This is a genomic window from Streptomyces sp. NPDC020983 (genome assembly GCF_044333485.1).
In the GTDB taxonomy this organism is placed as follows: domain Bacteria; phylum Actinomycetota; class Actinomycetes; order Streptomycetales; family Streptomycetaceae; genus Actinacidiphila.
Window position 1 is genome coordinate 1 of the sequence record NZ_JBIRRA010000017.1, and the last position, 20328, is coordinate 20328.

General features: G+C 75.0%; 20 protein-coding genes. 8 read left to right on the forward strand and 12 right to left on the reverse strand.

Going from position 1 to position 20328, the window contains the following annotated elements; all coding sequences use genetic code 11:
- From ACH4SE_RS31040 to ACH4SE_RS31060, 5 genes are all read right to left on the reverse strand, one after another.
- On the reverse strand, nucleotides 1–638 hold a 638-nt coding region (locus ACH4SE_RS31040), incomplete at its 3' end, for a beta-ketoacyl synthase N-terminal-like domain-containing protein (RefSeq protein ID WP_398546858.1).
- Between the two features lie 87 nt (nucleotides 639–725).
- On the reverse strand, nucleotides 726–1991 hold the full coding sequence (locus ACH4SE_RS31045; RefSeq protein ID WP_398546859.1) for a cytochrome P450: 1266 nt from the start codon (nucleotides 1989–1991) through the stop codon (nucleotides 726–728).
- 195 nt (nucleotides 1992–2186) lie between these two features.
- Nucleotides 2187–2960 (reverse strand): thioesterase II family protein, encoded by a 774-nt coding sequence (locus tag ACH4SE_RS31050; RefSeq protein WP_398546860.1) that lies wholly within the window; start codon nucleotides 2958–2960, stop codon nucleotides 2187–2189.
- 36 nt (nucleotides 2961–2996) lie between these two features.
- Nucleotides 2997–4595, reverse strand: coding sequence for an ABC transporter permease (locus ACH4SE_RS31055; protein WP_398546861.1), 1599 nt, complete (start codon nucleotides 4593–4595; stop codon nucleotides 2997–2999).
- Entirely contained in the window at nucleotides 4592–5497 is a 906-nt protein-coding gene (locus ACH4SE_RS31060; protein WP_398546862.1) for an ATP-binding cassette domain-containing protein, read from the reverse strand. Before ACH4SE_RS31060 ends, ACH4SE_RS31055 begins: the two co-directional genes overlap by 4 nt.
- A 105-nt stretch (nucleotides 5498–5602) precedes the next feature.
- On the opposite strand from ACH4SE_RS31060, the gene ACH4SE_RS31065 reads away from it, so the two are divergent.
- Both ACH4SE_RS31065 and ACH4SE_RS31070 read left to right on the forward strand, forming a co-directional pair.
- Nucleotides 5603–6103 (forward strand): GbsR/MarR family transcriptional regulator, encoded by a 501-nt coding sequence (locus tag ACH4SE_RS31065; RefSeq protein ID WP_398546863.1) that lies wholly within the window; start codon nucleotides 5603–5605, stop codon nucleotides 6101–6103.
- 161 nt (nucleotides 6104–6264) lie between these two features.
- Nucleotides 6265–6813, forward strand: coding sequence for a hypothetical protein (locus ACH4SE_RS31070; RefSeq protein ID WP_398546864.1), 549 nt, complete (start codon nucleotides 6265–6267; stop codon nucleotides 6811–6813).
- On the opposite strand, the gene ACH4SE_RS31075 is transcribed toward ACH4SE_RS31070, so the two are convergent.
- From ACH4SE_RS31075 to ACH4SE_RS31105, 7 genes are all read right to left on the reverse strand, one after another.
- Entirely contained in the window at nucleotides 6776–8119 is a 1344-nt protein-coding gene (locus tag ACH4SE_RS31075) for an RNA polymerase sigma factor (RefSeq protein WP_398546865.1), read from the reverse strand. The two genes, ACH4SE_RS31070 and ACH4SE_RS31075, sit on opposite strands and share 38 nt — an antisense overlap.
- 25 nt (nucleotides 8120–8144) lie before the next feature.
- Nucleotides 8145–8495: a YciI family protein gene (locus tag ACH4SE_RS31080; RefSeq protein WP_398546866.1), complete on the reverse strand. Its 351-nt coding sequence runs from the start codon at nucleotides 8493–8495 to the stop codon at nucleotides 8145–8147.
- Nucleotides 8496–8559: 64 nt separating this feature from the next.
- On the reverse strand, nucleotides 8560–9024 hold the full coding sequence (locus ACH4SE_RS31085; protein WP_398546867.1) for a hypothetical protein: 465 nt from the start codon (nucleotides 9022–9024) through the stop codon (nucleotides 8560–8562).
- Nucleotides 9025–9093: 69 nt separating this feature from the next.
- The gene (locus tag ACH4SE_RS31090; RefSeq protein ID WP_398546868.1) at nucleotides 9094–10284 is read right to left on the reverse strand and encodes an alpha-hydroxy-acid oxidizing protein; all 1191 of its coding nucleotides are present in this window, start codon (nucleotides 10282–10284) and stop codon (nucleotides 9094–9096) included.
- A 26-nt stretch (nucleotides 10285–10310) separates the two neighbouring features.
- Nucleotides 10311–10532, reverse strand: a complete 222-nt coding sequence (locus tag ACH4SE_RS31095; RefSeq protein WP_398546869.1) for a DUF6381 family protein — start codon at nucleotides 10530–10532, stop codon at nucleotides 10311–10313.
- Between the two features lie 91 nt (nucleotides 10533–10623).
- Nucleotides 10624–12999 carry an FUSC family protein gene (locus tag ACH4SE_RS31100; RefSeq protein WP_398546870.1) on the reverse strand — a complete coding sequence of 792 codons (2376 nt, stop codon included), beginning with the start codon at nucleotides 12997–12999 and terminating at the stop codon, nucleotides 10624–10626.
- Between the two features lie 123 nt (nucleotides 13000–13122).
- On the reverse strand, nucleotides 13123–13872 hold the full coding sequence (locus ACH4SE_RS31105) for a FadR/GntR family transcriptional regulator (protein ID WP_398546871.1): 750 nt from the start codon (nucleotides 13870–13872) through the stop codon (nucleotides 13123–13125).
- 96 nt (nucleotides 13873–13968) lie between these two features.
- On the opposite strand from ACH4SE_RS31105, the gene ACH4SE_RS31110 reads away from it, so the two are divergent.
- The 6 genes from ACH4SE_RS31110 to ACH4SE_RS31135 all read left to right on the forward strand — a co-directional run.
- Complete coding sequence (locus tag ACH4SE_RS31110) at nucleotides 13969–15426, forward strand: sialate:H+ symport family MFS transporter (RefSeq protein ID WP_398546872.1); 1458 nt, start codon at nucleotides 13969–13971, stop codon at nucleotides 15424–15426.
- On the forward strand, nucleotides 15426–16343 hold the full coding sequence (locus ACH4SE_RS31115; RefSeq protein ID WP_398546873.1) for a dihydrodipicolinate synthase family protein: 918 nt from the start codon (nucleotides 15426–15428) through the stop codon (nucleotides 16341–16343). Before ACH4SE_RS31110 ends, ACH4SE_RS31115 begins: the two co-directional genes overlap by 1 nt.
- 275 nt (nucleotides 16344–16618) lie before the next feature.
- Nucleotides 16619–17662, forward strand: coding sequence for a LacI family DNA-binding transcriptional regulator (locus ACH4SE_RS31120; protein ID WP_398546874.1), 1044 nt, complete (start codon nucleotides 16619–16621; stop codon nucleotides 17660–17662).
- Entirely contained in the window at nucleotides 17659–18612 is a 954-nt protein-coding gene (locus ACH4SE_RS31125; protein WP_398546875.1) for a carbohydrate ABC transporter permease, read from the forward strand. The genes ACH4SE_RS31120 and ACH4SE_RS31125 overlap by 4 nt, the downstream gene beginning before the upstream one ends.
- 77 nt (nucleotides 18613–18689) lie before the next feature.
- Nucleotides 18690–19520: a carbohydrate ABC transporter permease gene (locus ACH4SE_RS31130; protein ID WP_398546985.1), complete on the forward strand. Its 831-nt coding sequence runs from the start codon at nucleotides 18690–18692 to the stop codon at nucleotides 19518–19520.
- The coding region (locus ACH4SE_RS31135) for an ABC transporter substrate-binding protein (RefSeq protein ID WP_398546876.1) at nucleotides 19520–20328 on the forward strand (809 nt) is incomplete at its 3' end. The genes ACH4SE_RS31130 and ACH4SE_RS31135, both read left to right, overlap by 1 nt.

Sequence of the window (20328 nt, forward strand, 5' to 3'; positions counted from 1 at the left end):
GCCACCAACGACGACGAACACCCCGTGTCCACCGTCACCGCAGGACCCTCCAACCCCAACACGTACGACACACGCCCCGACACCACACACCCCAGGCTCCCGGTGGCGGCATAGCCCTCGACCTCGTTCTGGGCCATGGCGGTGAGGACGACGTACTCCTGCGACGTCACGCCGGCCCAGACACCGGTGTCGCTGCCGACGAGGCCGCGCGGGTCGATCCCGGCGTGCTCGAAGGTCTCCCAGGCGACTTCGAGCAGCTGCCGCTGCTGCGGGTCCATCGCCAGTGCCTCGCGCGGCGAGATGCCGAAGAAGCCCGCGTCGAAGCCGGCCGCACCGTGCAGGAAACCGCCCTGCCGGGTGTAGCTGGTCCCGGGGCGGTCCGGGTCGGCGTCGAAGAGGGAGTCCAGGTCCCAGCCGCGGTCGGCCGGGAAGGCGGTCAGGCCCTCGGAGCCGGAGGCCACCAGATTCCACAGGTCGTCCGGGCTCTGCACCCCGCCGGGGAAGCGGCAGGCCATGCCGACGATCGCGACGGGCTCGGGCAGGGCGGCCTCGGCCTCACTCAACCGCCTGCGGGTGTCGCGCAGTTCGGCCGTCACCCACTTCAGGTGGTCGAGCAGCCGCTCCTCGTCCTTCGCCATGCCAAGGCTCTCCTCTCGCTGCGGAAATCGGCGGGTCCGGGCCGGCCCGAGGCGGATCTCGGCCTCCTCGGCGCAAGCGCGAAGGGGTCAGAAGGTGCAGTCGAGCCGCTTGTAGCCCTCGACGAAGCTCGACGCGAGCCGGCTCGGCTCCCCCGTGGCGCGGATCTCCGGGAGGGCGGCCAGCAGTTCGCGGTAGAGGGAGGCGATCTCGATACGGGCGAGGTGGGCCCCGAGGCAGAAGTGCGGGCCCGGCGCGCCGAAGGAGAGCTGCGGGTTGGGGTCCCGGGTGATGTCGAAGCGGTAGGGGTCGGCGAAGACCTTCTCGTCGTGGTTGGCGGACCAGTAGAGGAGGAAGACCTGGTCGCCCTCGCGGAAGCGGTGGCCGTTCATCTCGCAGTCGCGGGTGGCGGTCCTGCGCATCCAGTTGATGGGGGTTGCCACCCGGAGGATCTCCTCGACGGCGTTCCGCGCGTGCGCCTCGAAGTCCGACAGCAGCAGGGCCCGCTGCCCGGGGTGCTCGGTGAGCAGCACCAGGGCGCGGGAGATGGCGTTCCGGGTCGTCTCCATACCGGCGTTGACCAGCAGGATGAAGAAGGAGACCAGCTCCTGGCGGGTCAGCTGCTCGCCGTCCTCCTGCACCTGGACCAGCCGGGTGACGACATCGGCCCGCGGGTGGGCGAGGCGGTCCTCGCGGAGCCCGGCGATGTAGTCGCCGAGGTCCCGGGAGGCGCCCAGCACCGCGGCCGCGGCCTCCTCGGGGCTGGAGACGAACTCGGGGTCGAGGGCGCCCATGATGGTGCTGGTGCGCTCGAAGAGGAATTCGTAGTCGTCCGGCGGGATGCCCATCATGGTGCTGAGCACGGCGATCGGCATGTCGGCCGCCACCGGGCGCACGAAGTCCCCGGGCCCGCGGTCGGCGAGTTCGGCGACGAGGCGGCGGGCCACCTCCCGGGACATGGACTCGAAGGCGGGCGCCATGTTGCGGCCGAACGACCGCGACACGATGCGCCTCAGCCGGGCGTGCTCGGGGTTGTCCATGGTGATCATGGAGCCGTAGAACTCGCCGAGCTCCGGGCCCACCATGCCGGTGGCGCCCTCCGAGGAGAAGTCCTGGGGGCGGCGGCTGACCTCGAGGATGTCGGCGTGCTTGGCGAGCGCGTAGTAGCCGCCCGCCATGGGCCCCCACGGCAGGCGGGGCGGCACGAACTCCGGTCCGGGCTGGGCGCGCAGCCGCTCGAAGACCTCCGCGCGCTCCTCGTGCGGCCGCAGCCAGAAGGCCGGATCGAGGAAGTCGGGCACGGATGCGGTGCCGGACGCGCCGGAGGAGGGGAACCTGGCTTCCGTCGGGGACACAGTGCCTCGATTCACGTGTGGGACGGCTGCGAACACCGGTCCGCGCCAGTCTCACAACCGCTCCTTAAGCAGTGCTTTCCGGCGCCCGCCCGCGGTTCCCGTGCAGGTACGCGGACGCCCGGCAAGGGGCTCTCCCCCTCCCGGGCGTCGTCGTCCGCACGGTGCGCCCGTACGGTGGCGGGGCCGTCCCCCGGGTCAGCCGGCGGCCGTCTCCCGCAGCGCGGTGCGGATCGCCTCGGCCACCTCCGCGCGCCGCTCGTCGACGAAGAAGTGGCCGCCGCGGAAGGTCAGCAGGTCGCACCCGGCGTCGGTGTGGTCCGCCCACGCGGCGGCCTCGTCCAGCGTGGTGTGGGGGTCGTCGGTGCCGGCGAGCACCGTGACCGGGCAGGACAGGGTGAAGCCCGGCTGCTCGCGGTAGGTCTCGATGGCCTTGTAGTCGCTGCGGGTCGGCCCGATCGCCATCTGCACGATCTCGGGGTCGGCGAGCATCCGCTCGTCGGTGCCGCCCAGCATCCGCAGCTCGTCGAGCAGGCCCGCGTCGTCGCGCAGGTGGACCGTGCCGGGCCGCAGCCGGGAGGGGGCGCGCCGCCCGGAGGCGAAGAGACGTACGGGCTGCGGTCCGCCGTCCCCGCTCAGCCGGCGGGCCACCTCGTAGGCCACGACCGCGCCCATGCTGTGGCCGAAGAAGGCGTACGGGCGGTCGCGCCACACCGCCGAGGCAGCAGCGAACGCGGCTGCCAGCTCGTCGATCGACTCGGCGCTCGGCTCGGAACGCCGGTCCTGGCGCCCGGGGTACTGCACGGCCAGCACCTCGACACCGGGGGCCAGCAGCGCGGAGAGCTTGTGGAAGGCGGTGGCGGACCCGCCGGCGTGCGGGAAGCAGACCAGCCGGAGGACGCCCCGGTCGGAGGGATGATAGCGCCGGACCCACGGGTCGTGTTCCAGCACATTGGCGGCAGAGGTGCTCATCGGTTCGGCTCCTGGAGGCGGGCGGCCGGCTCGCGGTCAGGCGAGCAGGTCGCGGCGGCGGAAGGCGGCGAGCGAGACGGCGAGGCCCGCGAGGGCAAGCGCCCCCATGACGACCAGCGGCGTGGCCTCGAACGGCGATCCGGGCAGCTTGGGCACCTGGCTGAAGGGCGAGACGTCCATGAGGTAGTGACCGGCCTTCAGGGACGGCCCGACCAGGGTGACGAAGGCGAAGATCCCGTACAGGCCCCAGCTCACCGCGGTGTAGCGGGGAAAGGCGGCCAGCAGCAGGACGGCGACGGCGCCGACCGCGAGCACGGCCGGGAGCTGGGCGAAGGCGGCGCCGAGCATGCTGCCCAGGCCGTGCCCGAGGCGGTGCGCGCTCAGGCCGTAGGACAGGCCGGTGCCGAGCCCCGCGGCCGCGAGCACGGCGGCGGCGCCGCCGGCCGCGATCACCACGTGGCTGGTCACCCAGCGGGCACGGCCGACCGTGCCGGAGAAGACCAGCTCGATCCGGCCGTCGGCCTCCTCGGCCCGGGCCCGGGTGAGGACGCTGAGCGCGAGGGCTGCCGCCATGATCCCGAACGTACCCATGAGCGTGGCGAGATACGCGTCCTGCAGGTCCTGCGTACCGCCGAGTTCCGTCATGAGCTCGCGCACGCTCGCGCCTCCCGCCAGGACGTCGACGTTCTTGACGAAGGAGCCGGTCACGAGTGCCCCCGCGAGCACGCCGCCGGTCCAGCTCAGGACCGTGCCGCGGTGCAGCCGCCAGGCCAGGCCGAAGGCACCGCGGGTGGCGGCGCCCGCGCGGGCGGGGCCGGGGCGGGCGGCGACCAGGCCCGCACCGTAGTCGCGCCGCTCCAGCAGCCGCAGCGCCAGCGGCACCAGCACGGCGGCGGCGAGGGCGGGCAGGGCGAGCACCCACCAGCGGTCCCCGGCGAAGGGGCGTACCTGCTGCGCCCAGCCGACCGGTGACAGCCAGCGCAGCCACGCCACCGAGTCGTCGGTGTCGCCGAGCGCGCGCAGCAGGAAGAAGCCGGCCAGCAGCGCGAGCGCGGTGCCGGTCGCGGTGCGCGCGGATTCGAAGACCTGCGCGGTGACGGCCGCGACGCCGGCGAAGACCACGCCGCACCCGGCGACGGCCAGGCCCAGCGCGAAGGAGCCGGCCACCGGCAGTCCGAGGATCGGCAGCACCGCCCCGATGCACACCCCGACGGTGAGGTCCATCGACACCGCCAGCTGCAGCGCCGCCACGAGCGGCGCCGTACGGTCCACGACCCCGGCGGCGACGAGCTCCTGGCGGCCCGTCTGCTCGTCGGCGCGGGTGTGCCGGACGACGAGCATGACCGACATCACGGCGGCGGCGAGTGCGGCCACGACGCCCAGCCGCCACGCGGTGAGGGCGCCCAGCGACGTGCCGTTGACCGCGCCGTACAGCGGTGCCGCCCCGGAGGCGCCCCGGATGCCGTCGACGAAGGTGCGCCGGGACTGGGCGTCGGGGAAGAGGTCCTTGAGGCTGTAGGCGGTGGAGAAGGAGCTGCCGATCAGCGCGTCGGCCCAGACCGCGAGCAGCAGGCGGTCGCGCCGGGAGGCGAGCTTGACCAGCTCGGTCGTGCCGGCGGGGGCGCCGCGGCTCATCGCGCGCCCTCCGCTGTGGAGTAGTAGCGCAGGAACAGCTCGTCCAGTGTGGGCGGCCGGCTGACGAGCGAGCGCACCCCGGCCTCGGTGACCAGGCGCAGCACCTTCTCCAGCACGTCCGGGTCGACCTGGCAGCGCAGTTGCAGCCCGTCCGTCTCCAGTTCGTGCACCCCGGTGACGGATTCCAGCCCGGTGACCGGCCGGCTGACGGTCGCGACGATGGTGGTGCGGGACAGGTGGCGCAGCTCGTCGAGCGTGCCGGTGTCCACACGGCGGCCCTGGCGGACGATCGACACCCGGTCGCACAGCCGCTCCACCTCGGCCAGGATGTGGCTGGAGAGCAGGACGGTGCCGCCCTGCGCGGTGAACTCGGCCACGCAGTCGCCGAACACCGCCTCCATGAGCGGGTCGAGGCCGGACGTCGGCTCGTCGAGGATGAGCAGGTCGGCGTCGCAGGCCAGGGCGGCCACCAGGGCGACCTTCTGCCGGTTGCCCTTGGAGTAGGCGCGGCCCTTCTTCTTCGGGTCCAGCTCGAAGCGCTCCACGAGGGCGTCGCGCCGCGCCTTGTCGATGCCGCCGTACATCGAGCCGAGCAGGTCGATGGTCTCACCGCCCGTCAGGCCGGGCCACAGGCTGACGTCGCCGGGGACGTAGGCGAGCCTGCGGTGCAGCCGTGTCGCGTCGCGCCAGGGGTCGCCGCCGAAGAGGGTGGCGGTGCCGCCGTCGGCGCGCAGCAGTCCGAGCAGGATGCGGATCGTGGTCGACTTCCCCGCACCGTTGGGCCCGAGCAGTCCGTGGACCTCGCCCTGGGTGACCGTCAGGTCGAGCCCGTCGAGGGCGACGGTCCGCCTGAACTGCTTGCGTAATCCTGACGTGCTGATCACGTCGTCGTTTCCGTTCACGAAGACGACAGTATCGGTATCTTCACAGAGTTGTGAAGTTTCATGACACACTGCATACGCGGGTGCGCGGTTCCGGCGCACGGGGCCGGGAGGAGATGGTGGGTCATGTCCGTCGGACGGGACGAGGAGGAGGCGCGGCGCTTCGTCGAGCAGACGGCCATGCTGTTCGCCGATCTGGGCGTCCCCAGGATGAGCGCGCGGGTGCTGATGACGCTCATGGCCTCGGAGGAGCGCGGCCTGACGGCGGGCGGGCTCGCGGAGCTGCTCAAGGTGAGCCCGGCCGCGATCTCCGGCGCGGTCCGCTACCTGGCCCAGCTCGGTCTCGTCGGCCGCGAGTCGGTGCCCGGTTCCCGCAGCGACCTGTACGTGCTTCCCGACGACACCTGGTACACCGCCGCCGTCACCAAGCAGGGGATGTTCACCCGCATCATCGCCGCGTCCGAGCGCGGCACGTCCGCGCTGGGCGGTACGGACACCCGGGCCGGGGCGCGGATCGCGGAGATGCGGGACTTCTTCGACTTCGCCCAGCAGGAGATGGCCGACGTGCTGGACCGGTGGAAGGCGCAGCGGGCGCAGGGCCTGCCGGCCGCGTCCCGGCAGGGCTGACGGCCGCCGGCGGGCGGCCCGCGGGCACGCGTCCGGGGGGCGCGGCCGAAGGGGCGCGCGGGGCCGCTCGGCGTGAGCGGCCGCGCGCCGGGGCGCCTTGACGCGGCGTCAGCCGCCGGTGAGCCTGGGGGCAGGTTCCGGCGGACGAAGGGCTGCAGGGCATGAACTGGATCGACGAGACCGGGCGCCACGAGGGCTTCGTGGCCGCGGTGCTGGCGGACGGCGGTGAGCCGGGCCCGCGGCCGGACGGCAGCCGTGTGCCGTGGTGGTCCTGCAACGGCGCCGACGGCCCGCGGGCGGTCGCCGTCAAGGGCGCGTGCGCCTGCGGCTGGCGCGGCGGCACCGCGCACCCGGTCGACTTCGGCGACGACGAGGCGACCGAGGGCTATGAGGAGGCCACCGGCCCCTACGCGGACTGGGAGCGGCACACCACCGCGGCCGAGGGCCTGATCCCGCGCGACGTCGAGCAGCTGCTCGGCACGCTCCAGCGGCGCATCGACGAGCTGTGCGACCAGCAGCAGCTGCTCACCGCGCTGCGCGTCACGGCCCGTGTGGAGGGCCTGGCCCCGATGTGGAGCGCCGCCGCGGCCCGGAGCGCCCGCCACGGCCTGGTGGCCTGGGAGGCGATCGGCGCGCCCTTCGGCCTGAGCGGGGACGCGGCCCGGATCCGCTTCACGTCGATCCCGGGCTCGTCGGACGCGCTGGACTGACGGCGGGCCCCGCCGGATCCGCCGCCGCGCCGGCCGCGAGAGCGGCGACACGGGCGCGGAGGAATGCGCGTTCGGCCGCGTTGCCGGTGGCGCGCAGCGCCTCCTCGTAGGCGGCCGCGGCCTGCGCCGTCCGGCCCAGGCGGTGCAGGAACTCGCCGCGGGCGACGGCCGCGTAGGGGTAGCCGGCCAGCCGCGGCTCGGCGGCGAGGGCGTCGAGGGCGGCCAGGCCCGCGGCGGGACCCCGCGCGAAGCCGAGGGCCACGGCGCGGTTGAGCGCGGCCACCGGCGTGGGGCGGCGGCGCAGCAGCAGGTCGTAGAGGCCGACGATCTCCGTCCAGTCGGTGTCCTCCCACGCCGGCGCCTCGGCGTGCACCGCGGCGATCGCCGCGCGCAGCGCGAAGGGCCCGGGCGGGCGGCGGCGCAGGGCGCGGCGCAGCAGGGCCCGGCCCTCGGCGATGGCCGCCCGGTCCCACCGGGTGCGGTCCTGCTCGGCGAGCAGCACCGGCCGCCCGGCGGCGTCGACGCGGGTCTCCCGGCGGGCGTCGGTCAGCAGGATCAGCGCCCGCAGGCCCGCCACCTCGGCGTCGCCCGGGAGGAGGCCGCCCAGCATGGCCGCCAGCTCGGCGGCCCGCCCCAGCAGGTCGGTGCGCAGCAGCGCGGGCCCGGCGGGGGCGACATGGCCGGTGGTGAAGACCAGGTCCACCACCGTGAGCACCGCGTCGATCCGCTCGGGCAGCTCCTCGGAGTCGGGTATCCGGTACGGGATGCCCGCCGCGGCGATCTTCTTCTTGGCGCGGGTGATGCGGGCGGCCATGGTCGCCTCGGCGACGAGGAACGCGCGGGCGATCTCCGCGGTGGTCAGGCCGCACACCAGCCGCAGCGTCAGCGCCACCTGGGCCTGGAGCGCGAGGGCGGGGTGGCAGCAGGTGAAGATCAGCCGCAGGCGCTCGTCGGGGATGTCGGCGCCGTCCGCGGGGCCGTCCACCGTCTCGTCGTCGGCGAGCAGCGGCAGCGCGGTGCGCAGGAAGACGGCCCGGCGGACGACGTCCACGGCCCGGTTGCGGGCCGTGGTCGTCAGCCACGCGGCGGGGCGCTCGGGCACCCCGGAGGACTCCCAGGCGACCAGGGCCCTGGCGTACGCGTCCTGCACGCACTCCTCGGCCAGGTCCAGGTCGCGGGTGACGCGCACCGTCGCGGCGAGCACGAAGGCCCACTGCGTGCGGTGCGCCTCGGCCACCGCGCGGGCCGCAGCGGACTCCCCCGGGCACCCCGCCCCGGCCCGTGCCGCCCGCTCCCCGTCCGCCATGGTCGCCCCGCCTCTCCCGTCCCGGTCAGTGCAGCGGACGGACCTCGACGGCCGCCTCGCCCGGCCGCCCGAAGTACGGCAGCCGCCTGGCCACGGCGAGCGCCGCGTCCAGGTCGGGCACGTCGACGATGTAGTAGCCGCCGAGCGCCTCCTTGGTCTCGGCGTAGGGGCCGTCGGTGATCAGATGGCCGCCCGCGCCGTCCTCGCGCACCACCGTCGCCGTCGACGTCGGCATGAGGTGCTCGCCGGTGACGACCACGTCCTTGTGCTCCTCGACGAAGACCCGGTGCCCCTCGTCGCGTGCCCGCACCTCGGCCTCGCCCGCCGTCTCGGCGTATTCCTCGTTGTCGTGGATGAGCAGCAGGTAGCGCGCCATGGCTCCCGTCCTTCCTGTCCCCGGCTCCCGTGCCGCAGCGCGCGGCCGGTCGCCTCTCGTGGTCCTACGCCCCTTCGACGATCGGGGACCCCCCGGAATCGACACCGGCCGCGGCGGATCCGCCACCGGGCGCGGGCAGCGGGCCGCCCAGGTGCCGGGCGACGCGCTCGCGCAGCCGTAGGTACTCCTCCCAGCGCCGGGGCAGCGGCCCGGGCGGCCGGACGACCCGGCGCGCGCCCGTGACGCGCTGGCCGCGGCGGAACTGCTCCTGCGTGACGTCGAGCTCTATGCCGCTCGGCAGCTCGTTCCACCAGTGGTGGCCCTGCGGCTCGCCACCGAGGCGGACCTCGCCGACCACCAGGCCGCCGCCGAAGAGGTCGTGGACGATCAGTGCGCTGATGTCGCAGTGGCCCCACGCCGGGTTGTCCGGCGACCACGGCTCGCGCGCGGCGTCGTCGGGCGAGCAGGTGTCGGCGGCCCAGGACGCGCGCAGCGCCCGGTCGAGGTCCAGAAGGCTCCGTACGGTCATGCGGGCAGCGTCCCACGTACCTCTGACAACGCCCCCGCGGACGTCCCGTCCGCGGGCGGTCGTGGCAGGTCAGGGCAGTGGGTGCAGGGCGGCGGGGGTGAGGTCGGCGAGGGTCGGGTAGCCGTCCACGGCCATGATCAGGTCGGCCTCGGCCAGGACCGACCGCAGCACGTGCACGATGCCGTCCGTACCGCCGAGCGCGCAGCCGTAGGCGTAGGGGCGGCCGAGGCCGACCGCGCGGGCCCCGAGGGCGAGGGCCTTGACCACGTCGGCCCCGGACCGCACCCCGGAGTCGAAGAGCACCGGCAGGCCCTCCGCGGCCGCGACCACGTCGGGCAGCACGGTCAGCGCGGGCAGGCCGCCGTTGGCCTGGCGCCCGCCGTGGTTGGAGCAGTGGATGCCGTCCACCCCGCCGTCCCGGGCGCGCCGGGCGTCCTCCGGGTGGCATATGCCCTTCACGATGAGCGGCAGGGAGGTGATCGAGCGCAGCCAGCCGAGGTCGTCCCAGGTCAGGGGCTTGCCGAAGATCTGCGTCCAGAGCAGGACGGCGCCCTGCGGGTCGTCGCGCGGGTCCTTGCCGAGCAGCCGGCGGAAGACCGGGTCGGTGAGGTAGTTGCCGAGGCAGTGGCCGCGCAGCTGCGGGAAGTTGCCGGTGGCGAGGTCGCGCGGGCGCCAGCCGGTGACCCAGGTGTCGAGGGTGACGGCGATCGCGGCGTAGCCGGCCTGCTCTGCCCGGTGGACCAGGCTCTCGGCGAGGTCGCGGTCGGTGGGCGTGTAGAGCTGGAAGATGCCGGGCGTGCCGCCCAGCTCGGCGGCGACGTCCTCCAGCGGGTCCACCGACAGCGTCGACGCCATCATCGGCACGCCGGTGCGGGCCGCGGCGCGCGCGGCGGCGAGGTCGCCGTGGCCGTCCTGCGCGCACAGCCCGAGCACCCCGATCGGTGCCATGAACAGCGGCGCGGGCCACGTCCTGCCGAACAGCTCCACGGACAGGTCGCGGCTGCTCGCGCCGACGAACATCCGCGGGTAGAGGCCCCAGCGCGCGAAGGCCTCGGTGTTGGCGCGCTGCGTGGTCTCGTCGCCCGCGCCCCCGGCCACGTACGACCACACCGAGGGCGGCAGCGCGGCGGCCGCGCGCTCCTCCAGCTCCGCGTACGCCATCGGCAGGTCGGGCAGCACGCCGCCGAGGGCGCGCAGGTAGATGTCGTTCTGGTAGTTCCCGAACGCGGGCTGCGGAAGCGGCGGCGGCTGAGCGCTCATATGGTGTTGTCCTCGCGGTCGGGCGGCTACTGCGCGGGGTAGATGTCCCCGGCGGCCATCATGCTCTCCTGGTCGCTGTCCGATTCCAACTGCCTGGCCCGCTCCTCCAGCCGGCCGCGCTCGGCGGCGTCCGCGGCGTGCGCCGCGTCGTCCGCGAGCCGGTGGGCCTGCTCCCGCAACTGCTCGACGTGGCGGTGGGCGGCTTCCTGCCCGGTCATGGCCTGCTGCGTCGTGCCCTGCTCCGTCATGGCGGACCTCGCTCCGGTGGGGGTGTCCTCGCCTTCCAGCGAACCAGGCTCCGCGCCGCGCGGCCACCCAGCTCCCCGCCCGGCCGACGGGTCAGGCGGAGGTACGGGAGCGGGCCCGGGCGCGGGTGGCCGCGACGGCGAGGGAGGGCTGCAGGCGGCGCGCGGCGGCGAGGTGGTCGCCGGTCCAGACGATACGGACCGCGGTCGCGGTGGCCCGGCCCTGCTCGTCGCGCAGGTCCCGGCGTACGGCGGCGGCGAGCCGTGCGTCCGCTCCGGGGTCGTCGGGCTGCGGTGCGGGCACGGGCTCGCTGCCCCGGATACCGGCGGCGAGGCCGTGGTACCACGCCGAGACCGCGTCCGCCGCGGACAGCAGCTCGGCACGGGCCGCGGCCCGCTCGGCGTCGCTGTGCGGGTCGCCGGCCCGCTGCCAGAGGCCCAGCACCGCGTCCGCCGCGAGCCGCAGCCCGACCACGCCGGTGACCAGGGCGGTCATCTCGGCGAGCGGTACGGGCTTGGGCCCGCGCTCGGCGAGGTAGCTGCGGAAGGCGTCGTCCAGCCGCCGGGCCGCGGCGGCGGCCCGGCGCCCGGCGGCGACCGGCGCGGCGGCGGGCCCGGGGCCTGCGGAGCAGCAGCCCACCGCGTAGTCGACGGCGCCGGCGAGGTAGTCCGCGCTGTCCCGGTAGGCCGCCGCCATGGTCTTGTCCACCTCCGCGGCCGCGCCCCGCGGCCAGAAGAGCACCCCGACGAGGAGGCTCACCGCGCAGCCGATGGCGATGTCCTCGACACGGAAGAGGCCGACACGCCAGCTGGGGACCTGCCCGATGTTGAAGAGGATCACCAGCGTGACGGTGAAGGCCGCCTGGCCCGCGGCGAAGGAGACCACGGCGGGCGCGATGCCGGCCAGCAGCACCGCGACGGGCAGCAGGTACCAGAGCAGGACGCTGTCGTGCCCGATGAGCTGCAGCAGCCCGGCCCCGGCGATCGATCCGGCGACGGTCCCGGCGAGGCCGCGTACCGCGTTCTGCCCGGTGTTCAGCGCGTTGGAGCGCAGTACGGAGAGCGCGCCGAGCACGGCCCAGAAGGAGTGCTGGACGCTCGCCACGTCGGTGACGGCGACCGCGAGGGCCAGCCCTGCCGCGCCCCGCACACTGTTGTGCAGCCACACGGAGTGCGCGGACAGGTGCGCCGCGGCCCGCTCCCGCGCGGCCTCCGGCGCGGACGGCAGCCCGCGGGGCTCCCGCCCCAGCAGCCGGTCCGCCCAGCCGCGCCGCTCCGCGGCGGCGGCCAGCTCGACGTTGGCGGCGATCTGCAGCACCGCGAAGCTCAGCTCCTGCGCCCGGAAGGACGCGTCGAGCGCCCCGAGGAAGGCGCCGAGGCCGGCGTCGCCGGGATCCTCCCTGCCGGCCCCGGCGGCCGGGGCGGCCGCGCCGCCTCCCGTCCCGTCCGCCCCGCCGGGCGGACGGGACGGGAGGCGGGTCGTGGCGTCGCCTTCCAGCGTGTCCAGCGCGGCGTGCAGACGGGCGGCGGCGGTGCGCAGGGGGGTGGGGTCGGCAGTGCGGGAGGTGAGCAGGTCGGCGGCGTGCTCCAGGGTGTCGGCGGCGGCGCGTCTGGCCCGGCAGGGGGCGGTGGCGCCGCCGCGGGTGGCCTCCTGGGGCGTACCGGCGTGGGCGACGATCGCGGTGAGCCAGGTCAGCTCGTCGACCAGCCGCACCAGCGCGCGGCCGCCCGTGGACAGGCCGGTCGGCCGGTAGGGCGTGCCGTCGAAGGCGCGGCGCAGCCGGTCCGCGGCCTCGGTGACGTCGGCGGTGGCACGCGCACAGCGCGCGCCGTCGGGCGGCTCGGGCCCGAGGACCAGGGCGGCCTCGACCCGCAGCCGGGCGGCCACCGCCCGGCAGACGGCGACGGCGGGCGCCGTCAGCGGGTCGGTGGCGGGCCGCGGCCACAGCAGCGCGGTGGCGAGCACGGACGCGCCCGCGGCGAGCCCGGCCCCCGCGAGCCGGTCGGGGAGGGAGGTCAGCGGCGCCCGCAGCGACACCGGGAGGATGAAGCCGAGCAGCAGCGCGGTCGTCGCGCCGGCCAGCGTGGAGCTGACGATGCCGCAGAAGAGCACGGCGAAGCCGACCGCCGCCATGGAGACGACCCCGAGCCAGGTGATCCGGGACACCGCCGTTCCCCAGCAGATCAGCACCGCCCATGCGGCGGCGAGCGCGGCCATCGCCCGCAGCCGGCGCGGCAGCGGCCCGTCGAAGTCGACGAGCAGCAGCATCGCGAACGCCCCGAAGGCGGCGAAGCTCGCCATCTCGCGCGAGCCGACGACCTGGCTGCACAGCGCGAAGAGGGCGGGCATGACGACGGCGCCGCGCCCCGCCCGGCGGGTGGCGGCGAGGCCCGGGTCGCGGCCGCGCAGCCAGGCCAGGGCCCGGGCGGGCAGGGCCTCCGGTACCGTGCCGCGGCTCGTGGTGTCCATGCGCGCGTGCCTCTCCGTTCCGCCGGGGCCGGCGCCCGGGCAGGTCACCGCTGGCGTCGAGTATCGCCGCCGGACGCGCCGCCCGGCGGCGGCGCCCGGCCCGTGTCCCCGGCGCCGCGGGTTTCAGCCCGCGGCCGGGCGCGGCCCCGCGGTCCAGCGGTCGAAGCGGCTGGTGATGTCGGCGAAGTGCTCGGCGATCCGGGCGGCGGCGGCGTCCGGGTCGCGGGCGGCGACGGCCTCCAGGACCCGGCGGTGCTGGCCCACCACCTGGCCGTGGGCGGTGTGCGGCTTGCCGACCTCGCTCTCGACCTGGCGGTAGACGTCCCAGAAGAGCGCGATGAGCTGGAGCACCAGGGCGTTGCCGAGCGGTTCGTAGAGCAGCTCGTGGAAGCGGCGGTCGTGTCCGGCGCGGCCCGCGTCGCCGTCGGCCTCCAGCGCGTCGAGCTCGGTGCGCAGCCGGTCGAGGTCGGCGTCGTCCAGCTCCAGGGCCGAGCGGCGGATGAGACCGGACTCCAGCAGCGCGCGGACCTCGACGATGTCCAGCAGACCGCGCGGGTTGTCGCGGCGGACCGCCAGCCGGGTGTGGAAGAGCAGGCCGGGGGCGAGGGAGCGCAGCTGCGCGGTGCCGACGTAGGTACCGTAGCCGTGCCGGATGTCGACGATGCCGAGCGCCTGGAGGCCCTTGAGGGCCTCACGCACCGAGTTCCTGCTGACACCGAGGGTGCGCATCAGTTCCGTTTCCGGCGGCAGCACCTCGCCCGGATCGAGATCCAACTCCACGATCAGGTCGATCAGTTGGTCCTGCACGCTGGGCCGGCGCGGGCGTTCGGCCAGGGGGGCCGGCGCCTCGGGGGGCTTGCGCTGAGCTGACATGCGGCCTACGTTACCCCCACGCGTAGGACGTCGGACGTCCTACGTCCTACAAACCCTCAGCGACTCCGACGACCCGGCTCCCGAGGATGCGAGCACATGAGCAGCACACACGACGCCGCGCCCCCGCTGCGCTGGCGCGCCGAACTCTCCCGGCGGGACTGGAGAGCCTTCTCGGCCGCATGGCTCGGCTACGCCATGGACGGCTTCGACTTCGGCCTGATCTCCCTCGTCCTGACCGAGATCGCGCACGACTTCCACCTGTCCGGCGTGACCGCCGCGACGCTGGTGTCGGCCGCCTTCGTCTCCCGCTGGTTCGGCGGGCTGGCCATCGGCGCCCTCGGCGACCGCTTCGGCCGCCGCCCCGCCATGGTGCTGAGCATCGCGCTGTACGCGGTCGGCTCGGTGCTGTGCGGCTTCTCGTGGAACTACTGGTCGCTGTTCGCCTTCCGGATGGTCGTCGGCCTGGGCATGGCCGGCGAGTACAGCGCGAGCGCCACGTACATCATCGAGAGCTGGCCGCACCGGATGCGCAACACCGCCAGCGGCATGCTGCTGTCCGGCTACCCGCTGGGCGGGGTGCTGGCCGCCAAGACGTACGCCTGGGTGGTGCCGCACACCAGCTGGCGGGTGCTGTTCTGGATCGGCATCCTCCCGGTCTTCCTCGCGATCTGGCTGCGCCGAAGGCTGCCCGAGGCGGAGGAGTGGCAGCGCTCCAGGGATGCCGGGGAGCGGCCGGTCAGCACCACCGCGCTGCTCTTCGCGCGCGGCAGCCGCCTGTGGACCCTGCCCGTGTGCCTGGTGGCGGCGGCCGCGCTGCTGGTGGTGCTGCGCAACCAGTCGCTCGCCGTGACGCTGGCTCTCGTCGCCGTGATCGCGGCCTGCTTCGTCGCCCTCGCGGTGCGCTTCGCGCAGCGGCTGTGGCCGGTCGTGGTGGGGCTGATGGTCACCGTCTTCTGCGCGTTCCTCTACTCCTGGCCGCTCCAGTCCCTGCTGCCGACGTACCTGAAGTCCGATCTGCACTACGACCCCGGGCAGGTCTCCGACGCGCTGCTGTACGCGGGCTTCGGCTACGCCGTCGGCTCGGTCGTCAGCGGCTACCTCGGCGACCGGTTCGGGACCCGGCGGGCCTACGTGGGGATGCTGCTCGTATCCCTGGTCTTCGTCTACCCGGTCTTCGCCCTGGGCGAGGGGCACACCGTCGCCCTGTGGGTGCTGCTGTTCCTGCTGGTCGGCACCAGCCAGGGCGCCTCGGGAGTGCTGCCCAGCTACATCAGCTCGCACTACCCGGTCGGCATGCGCGCCGCCGCGCTCGGGTTCAGCTACAACGTCGGCGCGCTCGGCGGCGCCGCGGCGCCGGTCCTGGGCGAGAAGATCGCCGGGCCGCTGGGGCTCGGCACCGCGCTGGCCGTGCTCGGCGCCGCCCTGACCGCCGTCGTCGTGCTGCTGGTCGGCTTCGACGTACCGGCGCGCCTGCAGCGCGCCGCCGACCGGCGCCACGCCGCGACGGCAGGACACACCACAGCATTCGAACCACCGGCAAGTGAGAAGGTCTGATGTTCCACGGAGTCGTTCCTCCCCTGTGCACCCCGCTGACCGAGGACGGGGAGGTGGACACCGCCTCCCTGGAGCGCCTGACCGGCTTCCTGCTGGAGGCCGGCGTGCACGGCCTGTTCGTCGGCGGGTCCACCGGCGAGATCGCCCAGCTGACGGACGCGGCGCGCGACACGGCGCTGCGTACGGTCGTCGGCGCCGCCGCCGGGCAGGTCCCGGTGCTGGCCGGCGCGATCGACACCGGCACCCTGCGCGTCCTGGACCACGCCCGCCGCGCGCAGGCATTGGGCGCCGACGCGGTCGTGGTCACCGCGCCCTTCTACGTCGGCGTCGGCGAGAGCGAGGTCCGGGCGCACTACGAGCTGCTGCACCGGCGGCTCGACGTGCCCGTCGTCGCCTACGACATCCCCTCCAACGTCCACTGGAAGCTGTCCCCCGCGCTGCTCGGCGAGCTGGCCCGTTCCGGGGTCGTCGCGGCGGTCAAGGACTCCTCCGGCGACCTGGAGTCCTTCCAGCGGGTGATGGACGGCGCGGCCGGCAGCGGCGCGGGCGTCCTGACCGGCTCCGAGACGCTCGCGGACCTGGCGATGGCCCGGGGCGCCGACGGCATCGTGCCGGGCCTGGGGAACGTCGACCCGCACGGCTACGTGCGGCTCTACGAGGCCGCGCGGGCCGGGGACGCCGCCGCGGCCGCGGCCGAACAGCGGCGGCTGGCCGCGCTGTTCGGCATCATCGAGGTCGCCGACCGGGGCCGCGTCGGCCGGATGTCGGGCGCCCTCGGCGCCTTCAAGGCCGCGCTCGTCGCCCGCGGGGTCATCCGGCACGCGCACACCCAGGCGCCGCTGCTGCCGCTGACGGACGCCGAGACGCGAGCGGTCGCCGACCGGCTCGAAGCCGCCGGGCTCGGCCCCGCCCGCTGACCGGGTGGGGGGGCGGCCCACCGCCCCCCACCTGCGGTTCTCCCCCGCCCTCCGGGCCGGACGCGGACGAAATCCGCCGAACCCCTCCCGCCGTGCCGTGATTCAGGTCACAATTGACTGATCGTCAGCGTAACCTCCGCGCAACATGCGGAGGGCCTCCCCTTCTTCCGGGGCCTGACGAGGGATCACTCTGTAAACGTTTACAGAACGTTCGCAGACCCCCGGCGCGCGATCACCCGCGCGCGCCCGTCCAACGGCACAGTGAGGGGACGACCATGACCACTTCCGGCGGACCGCCCACGGTGGAGACCATCGCCGCACGGGCGGGCGTGTCCATCGCCTCCGTCTCACGCGTGCTCAACGGCCACGGGGCCCGGCCCGGCACCGTGCGGCGCGTCGAGCAGGCCGCGGCCGAACTGGGCTACGTCGCCAACGGCGTGGCGAGATCGCTCAAGGACGGCCGGACCCGGCAGCTCACCTTCGCGATGCCCGACGTCGGCAACCCGGCGTACGTCTCGATGGTCCGGCAGATACAGGCGGTGGCCAAGCCGCTGGGCTACCGGCTGCTGCTGCACTCCACCGGCGCCGTCGCCGAGGACGAGCTGGACGTGGTGCGCAGCCTCGCCGACCGCACCAGCGACGGGCTAATCCTGTGCCCGATCCGGGTGACCCGCGCGCATCTGGAGGCGCTCGCCGCGGCCGCCCGCCCGGTGGTGGTCATCGGCTCCCTGCCGGAACCGGCGGCGGTCGACAGCGTTCGGGCCGACTCCGTGCTCGGCGCCGTGCTCGCGGTGCGCCACCTGCTGGAGCGCGGCCGGCGCCGCATCGGCTTCGTGGGCGGCCCGGCCGACACCGTGCCCGGCCGCAACCGCAGGCTCGGCTACGAGAGGGCGCTGCGCGAGGCGGGCCTCGCGCCCGATCCGGGCCTCGCCGTCACCACCGAGTTCGGCATCGAGTCCGGCGCCCGTGCCGCCCGCCGGCTGCTGGACGCCGGCCCCCGGCCGGACGGCGTGCTGTGCGCCAACGACCAGCTCGCCCTCGGCACCGCGCACGCCGCCCACGACCGCGGCCTGCGCATACCCGACGACCTCGCCGTCGCCGGGATGGACGACAGCGAGCTGGCCCGGGCCGGCCGCCCGGCGCTCACCAGCGTCGACCTCGGCTCGGCCGAACGCGGACGGCTGGCCGCGCAGATGCTCGTCGCCCGGCTGGAGGGCGGCCGCCACCCGGTGCGGACCGCGACCGTGCCGCCGCGCCTGGTGGTCCGGGCCTCGACGGGCGGGGTACGAGGTGCCTGCCCCGCGGGGAGCGCGTCATGAGCGCCGTCGCCGCCGAGGCACCGCGCCCGGGGGCGGGCACTCCCCCGCCGCGTACGGCGGCGGCCCGGCGCCGCATGCTGGGCCTGGACCGTGACGCCTGGTTCCTGCTGCTGCCCGCGCTGGTCCCGGTGCTGGTGCTGAGCGTGCTGCCGCTCTGCTACGGCATCGCGCTGGCCTTCACCGACGCCCAGTCCGGCGTCACGCGTGCGACGTCGTTCACCGGCCTGGACAACCTCGCCGACCTGCGGCTGGACTCGCTGTTCTGGGAGTCCTTCCGGATCGGCCTGGTCTGGGCGGTGTGCGTGACCGTGCTCCAGCTCGCGCTGGGCCTGGGCCTGGCCCTGCTGCTGAACCAGGACCTGCGCCTGCGCTGGCTGGCCCGCACCCTCGCGCTGGTGCCGTGGGCGATGCCGGAGATCGTCGTCGGCATCATGTGGCGGCTGGTGTACAACCCGGACGCCGGCGTCCTCAACAACACGCTGCGCCACCTGCACCTGACCTCCGGCCACACCGACTGGCTCTCCAGCCTGTCCCTCGCCCTCCCGGCGGTCGTCGTGGTGGGCGTGTGGGCGGGCATGCCGCAGACGACCGTGGTGCTGCTCGCCGGGCTGCAGAACGTGCCCCTGGAACTGCACGAGGCCGCCGCCATCGACGGGGCGGGCCTGTGGCGCCGCTTCACGACCGTGACCTGGCCGACGCTGCGCCCCGTCGTGCTGTCGGTCACCGCGCTCAACTTCATCTGGAACTTCAACGCCTTCGGCCTGGTCTACGTGCTGACCGGCGGCGGACCCGGCGGCAAGACCCGGCTGCCGATGCTCTTCGCCTACGAAGAGGCCTTCCGCTACGGCCAGTACGGCTACGCGGCGGCCATGGGCCTGGCGATGACCGCGGTGATCGCGGTACTGCTGGCCGTCTTCCTGCGCAACCGGCTGAAGGAGGCCGACCAGTGAGCGCCGCCGCCACCCCCGCGCCCGACCCCGGCGCCGTGCCCGTACCCGTACCCGTACCCGAGCCGCGCCGCCGGGTGCTGCGCCGCCGCGCGGGCCGCACCGGGCAGTACGCCGCACTGCTGGGCTACCTGGTCTTCCTCGCCTTCCCGCTGCTGTGGCTGCTGTCCACGGCCTTCAAGTCGCCGCGCGAGCTGGGCTCGGTCGACCCGACGTGGCTGCCGCGGCACCCGACGCTGGACAACTTCCGCACCGCGCTCGACGAGCAGCCGCTGCTGCACGCCGCCCTCAACAGCCTGCTCGTGGCGGGCGCGGCCGCCGTGGTCTCGGTCGCCGTCGCGGTGCCCGCGGCGTACGCGATGGCGCGCTTCCGCGGCGCCGTCAGCCGGGCCGGGACGGGCTGGATCCTGGTCAGCCAGATGTTCCCGCTCGTACTGGTCGTCATCCCGTTGTTCATGGTGCTCAAAAATCTGCGCCTGATCGACTCCCGCCCCGGGCTGGTCGTCGTTTACGTGGTGTGGACGCTGCCCTTCGTGCTGTGGATGCTGCAGAGCTACGTCAGAGCCGTGCCGGTGACGCTGGAGGAGGCGGCCGCGATCGACGGCTGCGGCCGCTGGCGCACGCTGCGCAGCGTGGTGCTGCCGCTGCTGGCGCCCGGCCTGGTGGCGACGCTGATGTTCGCCTTCGTCACCGCCTGGAACGAGTTCTTCTTCGCCCTGGTCCTGCTCAAGACGCCGGAGAAGCAGACGATGTCCGTGATCCTGACCCACTTCACCGGTGCGGAGGGCGCCGCGGACCTCGGTCCGCTCGCCGCCGCCGCGCTGCTGGCCACCCTGCCGAGCCTGGTCTTCTTCGCGCTGCTCCAAAAGCGCCTGGTCGGCGGCATGCTGTCCGGGGCGGTGAAGGGCTGATGCGGCGCCGGACGCTGCTCGGCGGAGGCGTCGCCGCCGCGGCGGGCGCCACGGGCGGCCCGCTGCTGGCCGGCTGCGGCTCACCGGCCGGCTCGGGGACCCCGACGCTGGACTTCCTGTCGCTGGCCTGGCAGGAGGAGTCGGTCAAGGCCAACAAGGCCCTGGTGGACCAGTGGAACGCCACCGGTCCCGAGGTCCGGGTCCGCTACGTCCAGGGCAGCTGGGACGACGTCCACGACCAGCTGCTGACCTCCTTCGAGGGCGGCGCCGCACCCGACGTCATCCACGACGAGGGCAACGACCTCACCGACTTCGGCTCCGGCGGCTACCTCGCCGACCTCGCCCCGCTGCTCCCCGCGTCCGCCCTCGCCCGTGTCCCCCCCTCCGTACGGGACATGGCGCGCTTCGGCGGCAGGCTGTACGGGATGCCCTTCCTCCAGGAGCCGCGCATGCTCGTCGCCGACCGCGCGCTGCTGGTCAGGGCGGGCGTGCGGCTGCCGGACACCGACGCGCCCTGGACGTGGCAGGAGTTCGAGGACGTCACGCGGGAGCTGTCGCACCGCGGGGGCGGCTCGGCCGAGCGCTACGGCGTGGCCTGGCCGATGAGTTCACCGGTGAGCGTGACGCTGAACCTGGCCCTCACCACCGGCGGGCGGATCCTCTACGCGCGGCCCGGCGGCGGGCCCCCGGGGGGCCGGGGGGGCCCCCCCCCCCCCCCACCCCCAGGGGGGGGGGGGCGGGGGGGCCCCCACCCCACCGCCCCCGCGCGCGCGCGCGGCCGGGTCGGGGGCGCCGCCCGCCCCGGCGT

What these genes read in the sequence shown, in the direction of transcription:
- ACH4SE_RS31050 (WP_398546860.1), bottom strand. Translation starts at nt 2,960, where the DNA reads ATGAGCACCTCTGCCGCCAATGTGCTGGAACACGACCCGTGGGTCCGG.
- ACH4SE_RS31055 (WP_398546861.1), bottom strand. Translation starts at nt 4,595, where the DNA reads ATGAGCCGCGGCGCCCCCGCCGGCACGACCGAGCTGGTCAAGCTCGCC.
- ACH4SE_RS31065 (WP_398546863.1), top strand. Translation starts at nt 5,603, where the DNA reads ATGTCCGTCGGACGGGACGAGGAGGAGGCGCGGCGCTTCGTCGAGCAG.
- ACH4SE_RS31070 (WP_398546864.1), top strand. Translation starts at nt 6,265, where the DNA reads ATGAACTGGATCGACGAGACCGGGCGCCACGAGGGCTTCGTGGCCGCG.
- ACH4SE_RS31075 (WP_398546865.1), bottom strand. Translation starts at nt 8,119, where the DNA reads ATGGCGGACGGGGAGCGGGCGGCACGGGCCGGGGCGGGGTGCCCGGGG.
- ACH4SE_RS31080 (WP_398546866.1), bottom strand. Translation starts at nt 8,495, where the DNA reads ATGGCGCGCTACCTGCTGCTCATCCACGACAACGAGGAATACGCCGAG.
- ACH4SE_RS31085 (WP_398546867.1), bottom strand. Translation starts at nt 9,024, where the DNA reads ATGACCGTACGGAGCCTTCTGGACCTCGACCGGGCGCTGCGCGCGTCC.
- ACH4SE_RS31090 (WP_398546868.1), bottom strand. Translation starts at nt 10,284, where the DNA reads ATGAGCGCTCAGCCGCCGCCGCTTCCGCAGCCCGCGTTCGGGAACTAC.
- ACH4SE_RS31095 (WP_398546869.1), bottom strand. Translation starts at nt 10,532, where the DNA reads ATGACGGAGCAGGGCACGACGCAGCAGGCCATGACCGGGCAGGAAGCC.
- ACH4SE_RS31100 (WP_398546870.1), bottom strand. Translation starts at nt 12,999, where the DNA reads ATGGACACCACGAGCCGCGGCACGGTACCGGAGGCCCTGCCCGCCCGG.
- ACH4SE_RS31105 (WP_398546871.1), bottom strand. Translation starts at nt 13,872, where the DNA reads ATGTCAGCTCAGCGCAAGCCCCCCGAGGCGCCGGCCCCCCTGGCCGAA.
- ACH4SE_RS31110 (WP_398546872.1), top strand. Translation starts at nt 13,969, where the DNA reads ATGAGCAGCACACACGACGCCGCGCCCCCGCTGCGCTGGCGCGCCGAA.
- ACH4SE_RS31115 (WP_398546873.1), top strand. Translation starts at nt 15,426, where the DNA reads ATGTTCCACGGAGTCGTTCCTCCCCTGTGCACCCCGCTGACCGAGGAC.
- ACH4SE_RS31120 (WP_398546874.1), top strand. Translation starts at nt 16,619, where the DNA reads ATGACCACTTCCGGCGGACCGCCCACGGTGGAGACCATCGCCGCACGG.
- ACH4SE_RS31125 (WP_398546875.1), top strand. Translation starts at nt 17,659, where the DNA reads ATGAGCGCCGTCGCCGCCGAGGCACCGCGCCCGGGGGCGGGCACTCCC.